At 53.6% G+C, this 17,610-nt stretch carries 12 protein-coding genes; 4 read left to right on the plus strand and 8 right to left on the minus strand.

The window, feature by feature from the left end:
• Nucleotides 1–18: 18 nt before the first annotated feature.
• The 7 genes from CRP01_RS16735 to CRP01_RS16760 all read right to left on the minus strand — a co-directional run bounded on the left by CRP01_RS16735 (nucleotide 19) and on the right by CRP01_RS16760 (nucleotide 9,238).
• Nucleotides 19–1,008, minus strand: coding sequence for a hypothetical protein (locus CRP01_RS16735; RefSeq protein WP_099151225.1), 990 nt, complete (start codon nucleotides 1,006–1,008; stop codon nucleotides 19–21).
• A 137-nt stretch (nucleotides 1,009–1,145) separates the two neighbouring features.
• Nucleotides 1,146–3,494, minus strand: a complete 2,349-nt coding sequence (locus tag CRP01_RS16740; RefSeq protein ID WP_099151226.1) for an ABC transporter permease — start codon at nucleotides 3,492–3,494, stop codon at nucleotides 1,146–1,148.
• A 103-nt stretch (nucleotides 3,495–3,597) separates the two neighbouring features.
• Nucleotides 3,598–4,599 (minus strand): alpha/beta hydrolase, encoded by a 1,002-nt coding sequence (locus CRP01_RS16745; protein ID WP_099151227.1) that lies wholly within the window; start codon nucleotides 4,597–4,599, stop codon nucleotides 3,598–3,600.
• A gap of 106 nt (nucleotides 4,600–4,705) precedes the next feature.
• Nucleotides 4,706–5,167, minus strand: a complete 462-nt coding sequence (locus CRP01_RS16750; protein ID WP_170110404.1) for an SRPBCC family protein — start codon at nucleotides 5,165–5,167, stop codon at nucleotides 4,706–4,708.
• The gene (locus CRP01_RS42320) at nucleotides 5,151–5,804 is read right to left on the minus strand and encodes an alpha/beta hydrolase (RefSeq protein ID WP_170110405.1); all 654 of its coding nucleotides are present in this window, start codon (nucleotides 5,802–5,804) and stop codon (nucleotides 5,151–5,153) included. The genes CRP01_RS16750 and CRP01_RS42320 overlap by 17 nt, the downstream gene beginning before the upstream one ends.
• Nucleotides 5,805–6,030: 226 nt before the next feature.
• Nucleotides 6,031–6,822, minus strand: a complete 792-nt coding sequence (cdaA, locus tag CRP01_RS16755) for a diadenylate cyclase CdaA (protein ID WP_099151229.1) — start codon at nucleotides 6,820–6,822, stop codon at nucleotides 6,031–6,033.
• 268 nt (nucleotides 6,823–7,090) lie between these two features.
• The gene (locus CRP01_RS16760) at nucleotides 7,091–9,238 is read right to left on the minus strand and encodes a prolyl oligopeptidase family serine peptidase (RefSeq protein WP_170110406.1); all 2,148 of its coding nucleotides are present in this window, start codon (nucleotides 9,236–9,238) and stop codon (nucleotides 7,091–7,093) included.
• A 344-nt stretch (nucleotides 9,239–9,582) separates the two neighbouring features.
• Between CRP01_RS16760 and CRP01_RS16765 the strand changes: the two genes are divergently transcribed.
• Entirely contained in the window at nucleotides 9,583–10,794 is a 1,212-nt protein-coding gene (locus CRP01_RS16765; RefSeq protein ID WP_099151231.1) for a hypothetical protein, read from the plus strand.
• 102 nt (nucleotides 10,795–10,896) lie between these two features.
• Complete coding sequence (gene miaE, locus CRP01_RS16770; protein ID WP_099151232.1) at nucleotides 10,897–11,514, plus strand: tRNA-(ms[2]io[6]A)-hydroxylase; 618 nt, start codon at nucleotides 10,897–10,899, stop codon at nucleotides 11,512–11,514.
• Between the two features lie 494 nt (nucleotides 11,515–12,008).
• Here miaE and CRP01_RS16775 read toward each other — a convergent pair whose 3' ends face one another.
• On the minus strand, nucleotides 12,009–12,734 hold the full coding sequence (locus tag CRP01_RS16775) for a DUF4197 domain-containing protein (RefSeq protein ID WP_099151233.1): 726 nt from the start codon (nucleotides 12,732–12,734) through the stop codon (nucleotides 12,009–12,011).
• Nucleotides 12,735–13,010: 276 nt separating this feature from the next.
• Here CRP01_RS16775 and CRP01_RS16780 point away from each other — a divergent pair, with 276 nt between their 5' ends.
• Both CRP01_RS16780 and CRP01_RS16785 read left to right on the plus strand, forming a co-directional pair.
• Nucleotides 13,011–13,892, plus strand: a complete 882-nt coding sequence (locus CRP01_RS16780; RefSeq protein WP_099151234.1) for an ABC transporter ATP-binding protein — start codon at nucleotides 13,011–13,013, stop codon at nucleotides 13,890–13,892.
• Between the two features lie 427 nt (nucleotides 13,893–14,319).
• The gene (locus CRP01_RS16785) at nucleotides 14,320–17,595 is read left to right on the plus strand and encodes a golvesin C-terminal-like domain-containing protein (RefSeq protein WP_099151235.1); all 3,276 of its coding nucleotides are present in this window, start codon (nucleotides 14,320–14,322) and stop codon (nucleotides 17,593–17,595) included.
• Nucleotides 17,596–17,610 lie beyond the last annotated feature (15 nt).

The following is a 17,610-nucleotide window of genomic DNA, read 5'->3' on the forward strand; positions in this document are numbered from 1 at the left end:
TCAAACGGCAGTCCGGATCTAGAAGCGGTCAAGCAGTTTTCGAACCCGTGGATCCGGACTGCCGTAACTCACGATTCGGATATCCAGTCCGGTACGTTCAAATTTCCGGATTACCCGCAGGATGGCATCGTGGATCCATTCCTCCCGATTCCGAAAAACACCACCGCCGACCAGCGTGAGAAAAATCCGCTCGTTGCCGGTCTGGTCCCGATTGATCAGGCCGGCGTACAGGGTAGCCTCGTAGGTGGCTTCCAGCACCAGCCGGGCGAAGCGCGCCCAGAGGAAATCGTCGTTCTGGGAATACCCAATAGGCAGAGCCGAGCAGTAGGCCTGACTGACGAGTTGCCGGGTAGGTCCCAGTGTCACTTCCGTCTGCCGCTGCCAGCCGATCCGGAGTTTTCCTTTAAGTTCTTCAAATTCCGCTTCGGTCAGTTTGGCCAGTTGTTCGTCGATTGCCCGCAGTCCCTCCCGGGAGGGTAAAGCGTAACCGTTTTTCATTTGCCAGAGCTGATCTTCTTCATTACCCAGAGCTTTCCCGATGTCTTCCAGACAATCCACCTGGTTATCAGCGGTTTGTCCGGTGCGGCCGTTGAGCGGCACAAAATAGTTCCGGTAGATGGTCCCGGCGCCGCAGGCAATGGCACAAGCCGGTCCCTGGGTGCGGTCAAATTCGTAGATGCCCACTCCCCGTTCGGGGGTGACCTCCGGGCTGACCATTTCCAGTAGGTTGAACTGGGAAGCAGCCTGGAATAAGGCGCCTGCATTTTCGGGCAACTGGTGCAATTCCTGCACATTGCCCACTACTTCGGAAAGCGTAATGGACGACGTCCCTTCCGGGCTGCGTTCGCGCTTCGCCCGGAGTTCTGCCAGAGCGGGGATCTCCAAATTACCGCAGCGGTAGGTCTTCCCGTTGACCCGGGAGCGCAGAATGCCATCCTTTACCTCCAGATTTTCCCGCACCTGCTCCGGCGAACTTTCCGGGAAACCGGTGAGTTGTTCAAACCACATGGAAATTGCTTTTTAAGAGATCAGACCGATCATCCGTTTCGCAACATAAAGGAAAAAAATGATGTGGGGCCGGGATGGAGGGAATTCCTTGAAAAAATTGTTTCCGCTCCATCCCGGCACCATGCCCGTTCTGCAGATCACTCCTGCAGGCAACCCACCGGATTCATTTGGGCAGCCCGGAGGGTTTGATACCCGACGCTCAGCCAGGCGATCAGCAGCATGAGTGCCCCGGAACCGGCAAATATCCACCATTCCAGTTCAATGCGGTAGGCAAAGGTATCCAGCCAGGTAGCGGATAGCCAGATCCCCAGAGGCACCGCCAGCACAATGGCAACCAACACAATACGGGTAAAATCCGCCGAAAGCAACCAGACGATTCCCCGGGTGCTGGCGCCCATGATCTTGCGAATACCGATCTCTTTGATCCTTCTCTCGGCGGTAAAGGAGGCCAGCGCCACCAGTCCCAGGCAGGAGATAAGGACCGCCAGTCCGGCAAAATAGCGCGACAAAGTCGACACTCGCTTTTCCGCTACGTATTGCTGCTGGTAATCTTCACTCATAAAGGTGAAGGCAAAGGGAAATCCGGAATCAAAGGTCTGGTACAGTCCTTCGATGTCAGCCAGGGTTTCCCGTTCCCGTCCGGCGTCGATCTTCACGGCTATTTTCAGGGCCCAGCGATCGTTCAGGCGGAAATAGGTCGGTTTTACCAGTTCGTGCAGGGATTCAAAGTGGAAATCTCGGGTCACCCCGATGATCTCGTATTCCGTTTCGGCGATCCGGACTGTCTTGCCCACCGGATCGGGGAACCCCATGACGCCGGCGGCCGTCTCGTTGATCACCAGTTTATTGGTCTCATCACCGCGTGCTTCGGAAAAGAAACGCCCGCTGATCAGGTCCACATCCAGCATTTCCATCATACCGTAGTTGACGTAGCCATGCTCAAACCAGATCGTAGATTCCGGGGCTTTGCCTTCCCATTGCAGGTTGGCGTTGGAGGCCTGCCCGCCCACCAGCGCGTGGGTAATGCTGGAAGCCTCCGTCACTCCGGGGATCTCTCGCAGCCGGGATAAGAGCAATTGCTGATTTTCGGCCTGCAGCCCATTGGTACTGAAGGTCAGGATCTGATCCTGCCGGTAGCCGAGATTTTTGTTTTGCATGAAATCCATCTGGCGGTGTACTACCAATACGGCCGCCACCAGGATCATGGAAATACCAAACTGGAATACCACCAGCCCGCGGCGCAGCCACTGCTCGCCAAAGGTAGCTTCCAACTTGCCCTTGATGATCATGGTGGGTTTGAAGGACGACAGGTAGAAGGCCGGATAGCTGCCCGCTACGATACCGGTAGCCAGTACAATCCCGATAAACACCGGCAGGAACTGCAGATCGGCAAAAAGGGCCAGGGTTTTACCCGTAAGCTGATTGAACTGCGGCAACAGCAAGGCAGCAGTGATCAGAGCCAGTATTCCCGCCAGAGAACTGAGCAAAATGGACTCCATAAAATGCTGGAAGATCAACGACCGCCGACTGGCCCCAATGGTCTTTTTGATGCCGATCTCCTTCATACGGCGGGAAGCCCGGGCCGTTGACAGGTTCATAAAGTTGATGCAGGCGATGGTCAGCACCAGCAGGGCAATAATGGAAAAGAGCCGCACGTAAGCCATCCGGCCGCCAACCGCCTCGCCGTCTTCGTAGGTATTGTGCAGATAGAAAGAAGCGTAGGGGATCACAAAGGGCCGCCAGCTCCCTTCCGGATATTCCCGCTGCATGAAGGCCGAGATCTTGCGGTTCAGCTGCGCCGGGTCTGCTCCCGCCCGTAGGGTCAGATAGGTCCGGGCCAGGTAGTTTCCCCGGTCGATGCGTTCCCGAAAGTAACTTTCGAATACATCAAAGGACAGCACATAATCGAACTGCTCGGAGGAATTGGCGGGCGTACCCGCAAATACGCCGGTAATTTCGACCTCCTCTTCGTGGCTGAACCAGCGCCAGCGCACCGTTTTTCCCACCACATCGGTAGTGTGGAACAACTTGCGGGCGGTAGCTTCGGATAGTACAATGGAGTGCGGCTGTTCGAGCACCTGATCGGGCGCTCCCTGCAGTAAGGGATAGGAAAAGATCCGAAAGAAGTCCGGGGTGGCAAATTCGCCGGTGAGGGCAAATTCTTCCACGCCGTTCGCCAGGCTCGATTCCAGTGCTCCCCAGGAGCTGTTCACTACCGTTTCGATCTCCGGCATCTCTTCCTGCAATCGCTCCACCACGGTGATCGAAGTATTCAGTACCGTTTCGTTGCTGTGTGAATCGGAGATCAGCCGGTAGAGCCGGTCATCCAGGGTATGGAACTGATCCATCTGCCGTTCGTCGTTCACCCACAAAAAGATCAGGATGGCACAGGTAAGCCCGGCCGCCAGGCCGGTTAAATTAATGAGAAAAGAGCCCCGATAGCGCTTGAAGTGTCTAAAGGCCAATAACAATGCGTGTTGTAACATGTCGGATAATTTATAGGCCACGCACCAACCCTCAGGCCGGTGTGCGCCGGATTAAAGAACGCCACAGGCCAACGGCCCGCAACGGAGTCATCGCGACTTATTGTTACTTCACCTTCATTTGTAATTTTTCCCGGCAAAAGCGGATAATCTCCCGCTGTGCCGCCCGGTAGTCTTTAGATTTGATGTCGCTACCGATAAAGTGGGTACCCGGCGTATCGAGCGCAACGGTTTCTTCCATCGCTGCGGGGGTAGCCAGTTGTTTGTGCACCCGGGGAATTTTGTTCACCTCTACCCTTTCGTCCTCTTCGAACATATTTTTGTGGTAGTAGAGCGTCTGAACCGGGCAGGTTACCTGCTCGAAAGTCTCTTTTTTTACCACCGTGCTCACCAGGGCCTGTAGATTGACCAGCGCCCGGGCGGGATAGATCGTATCCCAGTACTGGCTGGCTTCCGGTTCTTCGTGTTGCAGTTCCCGGCTGTCACCCAGGGAAACCAGCATAGCCAGTTCCATTCCCCAGGGCGAATTTAATAAAAATGTTCCAGGAACATCATCTTTCAGGTTCGGAGACATATTGATGAGCGCAAAAACGGAATCCGGGAACTTCGCCGCCAGTTGAAAACCAAGGGTCCCACCGGTGGACGTACTCATTACGATGACCTTCTTTCCGATCCGGCTGCCGATGGCCAGCGCTTCCCGGGCGGATTCCCAGGCCGTTTCGGGAGTAAAGTGCTCCAGGGAGTGGGAAGGCCGCAGACCGTGATCCGCCCAGCGGGCCAGATAAATATTGGCGCCAAAGGTGTCCGCCACATTGACGTTCACCGGATAACCGTCCCGGTAACTACCGGAAAAACCGTGTAGGTAGACAAAGCTGTATTCGGTCATCCGGGGAATGGAATCGTGCCACAGGATCCGGGCCTGATTGTCCTTGCGTACCGGCAGGCTGTCCTCCCGCGCCGCTATGTAGGCTTCTAATTCGGAAAAATCGGCCGGGACTTTCGGCCATTCGGTGGAATAAACGGGCTTCGGCGGCACCGGACCGACAAAGTAAGTGATCACGATGATCAGCAGAACGATGATCACCCAGGTAATGGTGTGGTTAAACATGCTTGGGGAAGGGTTTCCTTCATTAGTCTGTCTGGATAACTGGCCTCCGGCGGCAAAAGTTCGGTGGGGTGAGCATCGCAGTCCAAATCCGGGACAACTACATGGCTCAGGATGAACAGTAGCTTCTAAAGCATTCCAAAATATAAGTCCACCCCGGCTCAGAGTCCATCATGTCGCGGTACTGCGCGCCGTCGGGGCCGTGCTTTTCAAACCCATCGTGCTGAAATTGCAATAGCGTACCGCCGTTTTCGGTTGGGGCAAAGACCACCTGCACTTCGCTGGCTTTATCCGGATCGGGCACCGGTTCCCGTTTGGCGCTGATCTGCCAGGAAAAACGGATACTTTTCCCCGGATCGATCGCTTTCACCCGGCCCCAGTCGCAGCGAAACCCGTGCGGTCCCATCTCGGTACAGAGCCCCTCTTTCCGGGCATCTATGTAGATCCGTTCCAGACTTTCCTGTGACCAGGTGTATTCGGCCGGCCACCAGGCGTTGAGATCGTGTACGAACTTTTGAAAGGCTGTTTCCGGACTGATGTCCAGCTTGAGGGTTTTAGTGATCGCTTCCATGGTTTTGATTTTCCATCCAGTTTTTTGCGGGTACGAGCCAGGCGTCGATGGGCCGGTACAAAAATCCGTGCCCCAGGCCGGTTTCAATGAGTAATTCTTCAAAATGGGCCGTCCCGGCGGATCTTTCGATCCAGTACCGGTAATTTTTTCCGGCCAGCTCATCGGATGCTTCGTAAATGCCCAGGATGCGCCCGTGCAGCGTCCAGTCGAATTCCCTTTCTACATAATCATTGTTCGCTCCCAGCAATACGTAATTTACCGGATGGGTATTGAGATGGGAGATCCGCATCGTCATCACCGCCCCCTTGGAGGCACCGATCACCGTAATGTTATAGGGGTTGATACCGGCCGCGATGAGGCTGTCGATCTGCCCGGAGACCCTGGCGGTAAATTCATTAAAATCCGTTTCCGGGGTCCTCAGCTCGTAGTGGAACACCGCACCCGTTGCCTGTAGAGAATCGATAATATCATGAAACCGATAGGGGCCGAATTGTTCGCTGACAGCGTTTACGCCCTGATCTTCGATGATCCGGCCGTGCAGGTAAAAGATGTGTTTTTCGCCGCGCTGGCAGGCAGCAAGAAGGGTCATAAAGAATAAGGCCGCCAGAATAAGTCGAAGTGATTTTACTTTTTCCATCCTCGTCATTTCAATAAATCCGAATAACTTTCAAACGTTACAACCTTAGCAGTTACAAATATTCCATGGATATGCCCTTGTCGATGTCAGCGGCGTAGCTGCGAAAATATTGGTAGATCAGTAACGGTTTTTACATCGAAGGGCGTAGCCCTGGCCATATATTAATCCGGAGTGTCCGTTTCCCTATTCTATATACTGGACCAATCATAAAATCCTAAAGTCGAGTTCAAACATAGTGCTCTTCCAGCAACTCCGTCAGACGCTGTTCACTCAGGTAACGCTCCAACTGGCCGTCGTAGGCGAAGGACACCCGGCCCGTTTCTTCCGAAACGATGAAGGCCGCCACACTCGCTTTCTCACTCACCCCTACCCCGGCCCGGTGGCGCAGTCCGGCGCTTTTCGGCAAGTTCGGATTTTCCGATACGGGCAGGATACAACTGGCCATCATGATCTTACCGCCACCCATCACCACGGCTCCGTCGTGCAGGGGGCTTTCCTTATTAAAAATACTTTCGATTAAAGGTTCGGTGATGGCGGCATCCATCAGTACGCCGCCACTTACGATGCCTTCCAGGTTGACGTTTTTGGTAAATACAATGAGGGCACCGACGTGTTGCCGGCCCATCCGCATCACGGCGGCCTTAATGGCCCGTACCTGGCGGTCCCGCTGTTCGGAGCCTTCCAGATTACTGCGGTTGAGAATGCGGTCCAGCACATTCGATCGCTGGCGCAGGGTATTGTTCCCCAGAAAAAGCAGGAAACGCCGGATCTCCGGCTGAAAGATGATGACCAGGATGATCACCCCCAGATTGACAAATTGATTGAGCACGGCCTTGAGCAGGTCCATGCCGAGTTGCTCCACCAGCCACCAGACTACGTACAGCAGCAATACCCCGATGAAGATATTGAATGCAATACTTCCCCGCAGCAGTTTGTACAACTGGAACAGCAGGTATCCCACGATCAGTATATCGAGGATATCCCAAATGCGAACGGGTAAAAAGCCGATGTCGAACATATAGCAGTAATCAGTCGACGATGATCAATCGACAATGAGGTAAGTAGGTACGCAAAAATCTGCCAGCACCTGCCCTATTTTACAATCTTCTCCAGTTATTTTCCCAGCCTTACCGCAGAGCGTTCCAGCGGATTTGGCTATTCGAATAACACTCCTAACTTTTAATTTGATCACTATGACGGGGCTAAAATAGGTGTTTCCGGTATTATCTGGTTACAATGGCCGGAAAAATCGATTCCCTCCGGTTTGCTATTCAACCCAAGTGGGCTCAAGTACCCAGATGATACCACAGGAACGCCAGCACATCCGCGCCTTCTTCGATCTTATCGTTGATGGTGAGCAGGCCGTCGTGACCACCCTCGCGGTCTACCCGGATCAGAATGGGAGCATCGCCTTCCTGTTTGGCCTGCAATTCGGAGACGAATTTATAGGAATGCACCGGCACCGCCCGGTCGTCTTTTTCCCGGGTCAGCACAAGTGTGGCCGGGTAGGCATCCGCTTTGATGTTGTGCAGCGGGGAGTAGCGTAACAATTCTTCGAAATCTTCGGGGCGTTCACTCGTTCCGTAGTCGGTAGACCAGGTCCAGCCGGTAGTGAAGCGATGGTAGCGCAACATATCCAGAATGCCCGCTTCGGGTACTGCAGCGGCATAGAGTTCCGGGCGCTGGGTGAGCGATACGCCTACCAGCAGTCCGCCGGTAGAGCGACCGTAGATGCCCAATTGCTTTGCCGTGGTATATTTATTGGCGATCAGGTATTCCGCAGCCGCCTGGAAATCGTCAAAGGCCGTTTGTTTTTGATCCCCGCTGCCCGAGTCGTACCATTTTTTGCCGAATTCGCCACCGCCGCGGATATTGGCCACCGCACAAATGCCGCCCCTTTCCAGAAAAGCCGGGAAGAGGTGGATACCGCTCAGGTTGAACTGCGGCAGTACCAGATGCTGCAGGCTGCCGTCACCCACCAGCAAGGTCGGATTGGAGCCATCCAGGTCGATCCCTTTCCGGTGAATGATAAACATGGGCACGCGCTGGCCATCGTAACTTTCGTACCAGATCTGGCGGGTAGTATAAGCTTCTGAATTGAAATCGATCTCCGGGGTGCGGTACACCTCAACGGTCAGTTCCCGCAGGTCCAGCCGGTAGATGGATTCCGGTTGGGTGAAAGAAGTATAGGTAAAGAAAGCCTCGGAGCTTTCCGGGCTCACAATGGGCTTCAATATCGTTCCTTTTCCCTCCAGGCTGATCTCCCGGAGTAATTTGCCTTCCAGATCGAACAGCTTCATTTCGCTGACGGCATTGTGCAGATAGGTCGTAATAAACCGCCCACCCGTAAGCTGGCCGTCCGCCAGTACATCCTCCTGCTGGGGGATGATCTCTTCCCAGTATTCCGGTTGCGGATAACGTACATCCACCCGCATGATCCGGCCGTTGGGCGCACCGTAGTTGGTCAGGAAGTACAGTTGCCGTCCCTGGTTGCCCACCAGGCGGAAGCTATAGGCAAAGTCGCTGTAAATGGGCGTAAAATCGGTATCCTCCTGCCCCGCGTCCTTGAAGTAAACGGCATTCCCATCCGGCCCTTCGTGCAGGGAAATGACCAGATAGCGGCCATCCGCCGTCGTCTCGCCGTAGACGTTGCGCTGGGGATGGATCCGGTCCGCAAAGATCAGCGCATCCTCTTCCTGCTGCCGCCCCAGACGGTGGTAGTAGAGTTGGTGAAATTCATTGAGTTCGCGCAATTCCCAGGCATTCGGTGCGGGATAACGGCTGTAAAAAAAGCCGTTGCCGTACCAGGCCAGGTTGGAGTATTTCAGATGATCCAGCCTGTCCTCGCGCAGTTCGCCGGTCCGTAGGTCGATCACGCTTACCTGTTGCCAGTCCGATCCGGCTTCAGCGTGTTGGATGGCGGCCCAGCGACCGTTCGGAGAAAAGGAATAATCGTGTAACTGCCCGATACCGGCGGTATTCGGATTAAATACCGTATCGAGTTTGCCGTACAGCCCCCGGCTGCGGTAAAGCACCGCCTGGTCCTGCAGGCCGTCATTTTTGAGGTGGTAATAATAGGCGCCGCGCTGTACCGGCGCTTCGTAGCGTTCGTGGTCCCAGAGCTTTCGCAGGCGTTCCTGCAGGGCGGATCGCTGGGGCAGATAAGACAGGTAATTTGCCGTCAGATTCCGCTGCGCTTCCAGCCAGTCCTGCACCCAGGGCGAATCTCCGATCTCCAGCCAGTGGTATGGATCGGCGATCTTTTTTCCGTGGTAAACATCCACCCGGGTGGTGTCCCGGAAGATATCCGGATAGGTGATCCGGATCTTTTGCACGGCATCTCCCTGTTCTTCGAGCGTAGACCCATTGCGGCAACCGACAAGCGACAGCAACACGCCAAACAGGCAAACTGCGTTCACCCACCGGCGGGGCAAAGGCCGTTGTGTTGGGGGGAACAGTTTTGGAAAGTTTACCGTCTGGATCATTTTAAAACGCTATAAATTAACTGGCGCTCCTTAAATTCTACGTAATTTTGCATCAAATGATGACAATTGTCGTAAAATAAGCGGTAGATCGGATGGTCCGCAAAAACATCATTCCGCCGGAACTCCTTATAAAAAACAGGACATTGCGGGGGAAAGTTGCCGGTTCCGATAGCCTGCTTCACGCATTGCGCCAGCGGGTGATTGTGCCGGAAGCAATTCGGTTTGCGGTCAGATCCTTCCCTTTTCAGCGTATTGCTGCAATTGCGTCAACATTGATCCCAAAACAAATCATTATGCTCAAAGGCCTTAAAATTACGCATTTTAACCCAAGTCCTACCTGGATAACGCTTTCTTTACTGTGCTTCTTATCCATCGCAGTGCTAAATCCGCTGCAGGCCCAGGAACCGCAGATCCGCAAGAACAATGACGGAGAGACCCTCATTGTCTACCCGGACGGCTCCTGGCAGTATTATTCCGATTACCTCAGTGGGAAAAAGGAACGCAATCCGGCGGATATGGCCACCTACCCCATCTTTGAAGGCACCATTGAGCCACTGGACGGCAACATCAAGGTGACCGAGGACGATCTCTACAAAATTGCCGAACGCCGCTCCCAACTGGCGGATGAAGCGGCGAAGATCGCTCAGCTCCGTTGGGAAAAAGCCCAGGAGGCCCGGGCCCAGGTCGAAAAAGAGCTCCAGCAGGTGCTTTCCACCGGCCAGGCTACCCAGGAAGTTATTGCTCAATTGAATATGCGCCTGAAAGCCGCCACCCGTGCCGAACAGGAAAGTCAGATCGAAGCCCAGGACGCCCACCGGGAATCCAACCGGGCTGATATGCTTATCGAGAAAGGAGGATTTGTGGATGCCTATAAGGCAGAGCAGAAAAAACGCATGGAAAGCCAGGCCTCCCGCCGGGATGCCTACAAGGCCCGCTCCTACGATCAGGCCCTGCCGCTGACGGATAACTACGTTGGCATCAACCAACAGGATCTGATCCTGAATCCACCCACGGCCCCCTGCGGAGTGGCTTTCGAAGGCATGGACTCCAAATCGGGCAATTACCGCAAAGACCTGGACCAGCAGTTCCTCTTCTCACATACCGACGATCGGCTGCGGGTCTACCTCAAGGATAAAGAATATCTCCGCTGTGAAGGCTATTTTTCGGCCAACGGCGGCTACCGCTACCTGATGCTGGAGTTCACTTTCGCTTATCCCAATGCCCGCGAGGCCTACGGATTCATCGAAAAAGGCAGTATTTTAACGATCATGATGCTCAATGGTGATTACGTTAATCTGCGTTCCGGCGTCATGGACCGGGGCAGCTACGATACCGAGACCGAATTGCTGACTTACCGAGTCCACTACCCGATCGACCGCAGTCAGATGAATTACCTGAAGAACAGCGAAGTGGATGCCATCCGCGTTTTCTGGAGCAGTGGTTTTGAAGAATACGAAGTTTTTCAACTGGACTTTTTTTCCAATCAGTTGAGATGTATTGATTAGGGGTGTTGTGGTGTTGATGTGTTGTGGTGTTATAGTTACTAAAACCACAACACATCAACACATCAATACTACAACACACCCACACCCGAGTACACATACAATATGACGCAAGAAGAAAAAGAACTCTACACCGTCCGCATGCTGGGTCTGCAGCTGCCGACGGATCCGCGCTGGGTGAATCTGGCCGAAAAAGATCTGGAAGAGATCCTCACCGATCATGCCTACTGCGAGCAAAAGGCGGCCACCTCCTGTATTTCCCTTATTCAGCAATATCCGGAACGCATCGAGTTGGTCCACGAACTGGCGCCCATCGTCACCGAGGAGTGGGGCCATTTTCGCATGGTCCTGAAAGAACTGGACAAGCGGGATCTCAAACTGGGCAGTCAGCGCAAAGATGAATACGTCAATGCTCTGCTAAAATTTCAGAAGAAAGGCGGCTCCCGGGAAGACCGGCTGCTGGAAAAACTGCTCGTCTGTGCACTGATCGAAGCCCGGAGTTGCGAACGCTTCCGGCTCCTTTCGCTCTACATCAACGATCCGGACCTGCAGGAGTTTTACCACAAATTTATGGTATCCGAGGCCGGCCACTACCGGCTGTTCATCGATCTGGCGAAGACCTACTGCGATGAAGAAAAAGTGAAAGCCCGTTGGAAGGAGTATCTGGAATACGAGTCGGAGATCATGCAAAAGCTGGAACTGCGGGGAGACCGCATGCACTGATCACCGATGCCTGAAAAATACAAAACACGAATCACCCCGGATTTTATAAAAGGCGGTGTATGACCCCAGAGAGGTCAAATATTCGTAGAATTTAGCCTGGATAAGCGTTTTCCGACCTCAGGGAGGTCACACATTTACCACATTGCTCCATGTTGTGCGACCTCCCTGAGGTCGAAACCAGCATTTCGACTATTTTTCTACGAATGTTTAACCTCTACGAGGTCATTTTTGAGTCCTGAAAAAATGCAGGATGACTCATGCGAATCAGGAGTTAAACTTGGAATCAATGTGCCCTTAGGCACGAAATGTAGGTAGCAAAATGACCATTTCCCGGCTTAGCGTGCCGTAGGTACGCCATGGAAAACCATATTGCGTACCTACGGCACGCTGAATCTCCCAAATTATTGGACGGGCTACCTAGATCTCGTCCCTACGGGACTTTTAATTCCTGATTCGCATGACTCATGTCTCGTTGGGGTACCAGGACGTACCGCTTATTTATCCTGCTTCGAGAATACTTTCTGCAGCAGTTCCGAAGTACGGGCTGCCGGGTTCTCCCGGATATCCGCTTCTTTTTTCTCGATCATGCTGAAAAGTCCCACCAGTGCCTTATTGGTCACGTGGTCGTCCAGTTCCGGATTGGTTTTCTTTACAAAGGGGATCTTATTGTAGGCCGTCACGGCGGTCTTCCAGTATTCGCGGGCGTTCACCTCGTCCAGGGCGCTGATCACCACGGGGCGGAATTCATCGTAAAGCGGCTGGTAAGTGGTGCGTTCCAGGTAGCGGGTGGCCGCATCCTGCTCGCCCATCAGCAGATTCATCGCGTCTTTGATCGTCATCTGCTTGATCGCGTTAACAAAGATCGGTTTGGCCTTTTCGGCGGCGATCTCCGCGGCGCGGTTCATTTTTTCCAACAGATCTTCCTCTACATTACCGAAACCAGGTACACTTTTCAGCTTGCTGGTCACCTGCTGAACTTCTTCCGGCAACAGGATCTTATAGGCACTTTTATAATAACCGTCTTCCGTAGAAAGGAAAGTGACCGCTTCTCCCACGCCGGCATTGAGCGCTTCTTTCAGTCCCATTCCGACCTCTCCGTCCGCACCTTCTCCGGTGACGGCTTCTTTGGCCTTATTGAGCAATCCTTTCAATCCCTGGGCCTGGAGCCCGGCAGCCGTAAGCGATACGGCCAGCAATACCATTGTCAAGCGTTTAATCATCAGTTTATGTTTTAGTCCACAAAGTAAACGCATATTCCCGGTTCTAATTGGTTAAGCAATCGTTAAAGGTGAAAAGAGTACCGCTTTGGACCGCTGCGCTGCATCTGATGACCTTCACCCAGGGGCGCTACCCGGCGGTACCGGAGCGGATGTGCCCGCGATCAGGCTCCTATTCGTCGAACCTCCGTCTGCCTTGATCGAAAATAGAATTGACAAATCTGGAAAGCGTCCTATGTTTCCGCATCGAAAAAATAACCGACTCACTACCAGCGTGCAATGAATATTTCCATACAGGAACTCAATAAGATCTATTCCGGCGGAAATCAGGCCCTGAAGGATGTCAATCTGGAGATCCGGGAAGGCATGTTCGGCCTGCTGGGACCGAACGGTGCGGGCAAATCCAGCCTGATGCGCATCCTGGTCACGCTGATGAAACCCAGCAGTGGTCAGATCCTGGTCAATGGAAAAAATGCCGCCAGCAACCGGGGGTACGTTCGCGCCATGCTGGGCTATCTGCCGCAGGATTTCAGTTTTTTCTCTAATCTGAAGACCTACGAATTTCTGGATTACGCGGCCCGTCTGGCCGGTATGAAGAGCCGTCGGGAGCGCAGCCGGGCGGTCGATCATATGCTCGAAGAAGTCGGCCTCTTCGATGTACGCAGCCGCAAAGCGGGTAAACTTTCCGGAGGTATGAAGCGGCGGCTGGGTATCGCCCAGGCCCTGATCAACGATCCGAAGATCGTGATCGTCGACGAACCGACCACCGGTCTGGACCCCGAAGAACGGATCCGCTTCCGCAATCTGCTGGCCAGGATCAGTTCCCAGGATGTCATTATCATTCTTTCCACCCATATCGTAGCGGACATTTCCGGCACCTGCGAACACATGGCCCTCTTGAACCGGGGACAGGTGGCATTTACCGGAGCCCCCGAAGAGCTGTTGCGCCAGGCACAGGGACACGTGTGGTCCATCTATGTTTCGGAAAAAGAATACGTGGAAGTAAATCAGAAATACCAGGTGGTCGCCTCCGTCATGATGAAGGACGGCTGGAAAGTAACGGTCGTCGGCGACGAAGTAAAGGGTTATGACGCCGAGGCCATCACCCCCAACCTGGAACATGCCTATGTCTATTTTGTGGAACACACTTTGAAGCAGTAGCTCCATCAACCTCAATGAAAACGCAAGCGAAACGGTATACGGCAGTGACCGGGAACAAGGGGAAGGCTTCGTAGAAAGCTCCGACCCGCAAAATCAGATCCTGCAACCGGCCGTATCATTTTTAATCTAAGTTGAGATGCAACTTAGGTAGAGGGTATAAAGTCGAGGGTAGAGGGATTACCTATCGTTAAAATGGAGCAAAATCGCTCATTTTAACGCTTGCAGTCTCTCTACGCTCTACCATCTACTCTCTACAATGCAAGTATCGCAACTTGATTTTTACAATTAAACGCCTGACCGGAATGTGCTCCCGGGGCTAAACTGCTATTTTTTGTACCGTCAGATCATCCTGGAAACAAAAAATGGCCGCTGCTTCCGAATACAATCGACCGGACAAGATTAAGATCGCCCTTGTAACTAACAATCTATGCTCTTCACCTTTCGGACCATAGCGAAATACGAGCGAAAGATCCTTATGCGTAGCTGGTTCTTCCGCATCTTTTCAGTGCTCTCGCTGTTCGTGGTTTTCGTATTCAACATGGGAGAAATTTCCGAGGTTGGAGATATGGAATGGGTGTACCGGGCGGTCCCGTCCAATATCCCCTACGCCGCGATCTTCCTGCTCAACCTGGCGCAATCGATCATCGCCGTTTTCCTGTCGTCGGAATTCATCAAGCGGGACCGCAAGCAGGATACGACTGAGGTGTTTTACGTGCGTTCCATGAGCAACGGCACCTATCTTTTCGGCAAGGCCTGGAGTATCCTGTCCATTTTCCTGCTGATCAATGTGGCGGCCCTGGTTATGGCGCTGATCTTTAACCTGCTGGCCCTCAACACCTCCGTCGACTGGCGGGCCTATCTGTACTACCCGCTGCTGATCTCCCTTCCCACCCTGGTCTTTGTTATTGGTCTGTCCAGCCTGCTGATGGGCATCATCCGGAATCAGGCATTGACTTTTGTGATCCTGGTGGGGTACATCCTTTCTACTCTGCTCTATATCCGGGGTAGTCACGATTTCCTGTTCGACTATATGGCTTACTACCAGTCGCTTTTCCACTCCAGCATTACCGGATTCGGGGATTGGGAGGGTATTCTCAGGCTGCGTAGTATGTATACTTTTTTCGGGCTCGGATTTATGTTTTTCTCCATTCTGATCCTGCAACGGCTGCCGCAATCCCGCTGGATGAATGCCGCCTCCCTCGCCCTCGGGCTGTCCTTTACCGGAACGGCGATCTTTCTGGGTTACCAACACCTGGAAAGATACCACCAGCGACTGGAACTACCCCAACAGATGATCGCGCTGAACAATGAATATCTGGAACACCCGCAGATCGACATTTCGGAACACCAGATCGAACTGGAACAGGGCGATTACTACTTTACGGCTACTTCCCGGATCAAGGGAGCGGCACTCGAAGATGCCCGCGAATTCGTATTCAACCTAAACCCGGGATTACAAGTCCAGTCGGTAACGGCCGGTGGCCAGTCGCTGGATTTCAAACGGGAGCTTCAATTGCTGTTCATCAGTTGGGACCGTCCGGTAGCCGCCGGTACGCCTTTGGAACTAACGATCAATTATAGCGGCACCATTGACGAGACCGCCTGCTATCTGGATATTTCGCCCGAGCAAAAGAACCTGGATACCTACCGCTTTTTGTTCGAAATCGGCCAGCGATACGCGTACGTCCAGCCGGAATTCCTTCTGCTGACCCCGGAAGCCCAGTGGTACCCGCAGGCGGGCGTCGGTTACAGCGATACGTCTCCGTTCTGGTATCGCAAAGATTTTATTGATTACCAGCTGACGGTGAAGACCCTGCCGGGTATGTATCCCGTTTCCCAGGTAGACGGCCGGGAAACGGCCGATGACACTTACCTCTTCGCCCCGGAGCACGCCCTATCCCAACTATCCCTATCCGTTGGGAACTATCAAAAGAGCAGCTTCGAGGCGGACAGTCTGACCTTCTCGGCTTATTACGTAGCCGGACACGATTATTTCAAGGATGCTTTCCCCGATATCCGAGATACGCTGCCGGATATCATCCGGGAACGCCTCGGAGACTTTGAACGCCGTTCCGGCCTCAAATACCCCTTCCGGGAATTCCGTATGATCGAAGTACCTGGACAGTTCAAATCTTTTGATCGCACCTGGACCTCTCTGCACCAGACCAATCAGGCCGGTATGGTCTACATCCCGGAAAAAGGACTGTATTCCCGGAATTTGGATTTTACGGGATCCGTGAAACGCCAGAGCCGCTGGAACCAGAACCGCAATCTGGCCCCGGAGGAACTCCAGATGCGGGTATTGCGCGGTTTCCTGCAGGAATTTTTCCGCTTTAAGAATATCCGGACGGATAACCAGGGCGGTAATACCGTAGTTGAGGAATCCATTAATCCCTATTATCAGTTTGTACAATTCTACGAGTTGTGCAACAATCTCGACGCGCGGGAATGGCCCGTGATGAACCGGATCTTCGAATCCTATCTGCGCGTGGAGAACGACGGACCGGCCGACTGGGTACGACGGAACAGTGGCAGCACCCAGGAGGAACTGGCCAATATGGTCTTACAGGAAAAATCCTTTGCCGAAGTACTGACCCTAAAGGAAAATACCGAACTGATCGATAATGTGATCGAACTGAAAGGGGAAGTGCTCTTTTCCATGATCCAGGCCCAGGCGGAATCGGGGCGCTTTCGGGAATTCATTACCCGGCTGCTGGAAGAATACCGTTTTAAGAATCTTTCGTTTGAGACCTTCCGGTCCCGCATCCAGGAGGAGTTCGGCGTGGACCTCACGCAGTATATGGAAAACTGGTTCAATCAGACCACCATGCCCCGTTTCCTGATCGGAACGCCGATTGCCGAGCAGGTACAGTCCGGCAACCGGGAGATGACCCGCGTCTGGTTCAGAGCCTCCAATCTCGGCGGTGCGGCGGGAGTGATCAAATCTACGCTCTTTCCCGGCGACCAGGAGGATAAACTACTCTACCTGGCTCCCGGACAAACCAAGGAAGTGGCCTACCTGTCGGTGAGCAAACCGGCCGGCATCCGCTTCAATACCCTGGCCTCCGGCAACCTGCCCAATAAGATCGAATACAATTTTGAGAAGATCGACGAAACTACCATCACCAATGCCACCGAAGGCCAGGAACTGGCCGATCAGCCGATCAGTCTGAAAAACGAAGGAGAGATCGTGGTGGACAACGAAGATCCGGATTTCGAATTCACCCATTACGAAGAGGTCAGCCGGCTGCGCAAGTGGCTGCGGCCCGCCGGTGCGGACGGTTTCAAATACCAGGGCACCCGGGTCTGGCGGCCACCGCTGAACTGGACGGCCACCACGGATGATCACTTTTTCGGCGACTTCATCCGCTCGGCTTTCTACATCAAAGCCGGGGACGGCACCAAGGAAGCCAAATGGAAAGTACCCGTACCGGAAGCCGGTCGCTACGATGTTTTCTACCACGTGTACAAAGACGATTCATTCAATTGGAACCGCGACATGCGGGGGAATTATCAGTTCATCATCCCCCACGAGAACGGCGTGGACCGGCCCTCAATCGAACTGACCCGGGAAAGCCGGGAGGGCTGGGTTTCCCTCGGAGATTACAATTTCCCCGCGGATACCATCACGATCACTCTGAGTAACGAATCCAGATTGCAGGCCATTTTTGCCGATGCGGTGAAGTTGGTAAAAAGGGATTAAACAGCTTGACGAAGT

Source organism: Flavilitoribacter nigricans DSM 23189 = NBRC 102662 (genome assembly GCF_002646595.1).
GTDB lineage: Bacteria > Bacteroidota > Bacteroidia > Chitinophagales > Saprospiraceae > Flavilitoribacter > Flavilitoribacter nigricans.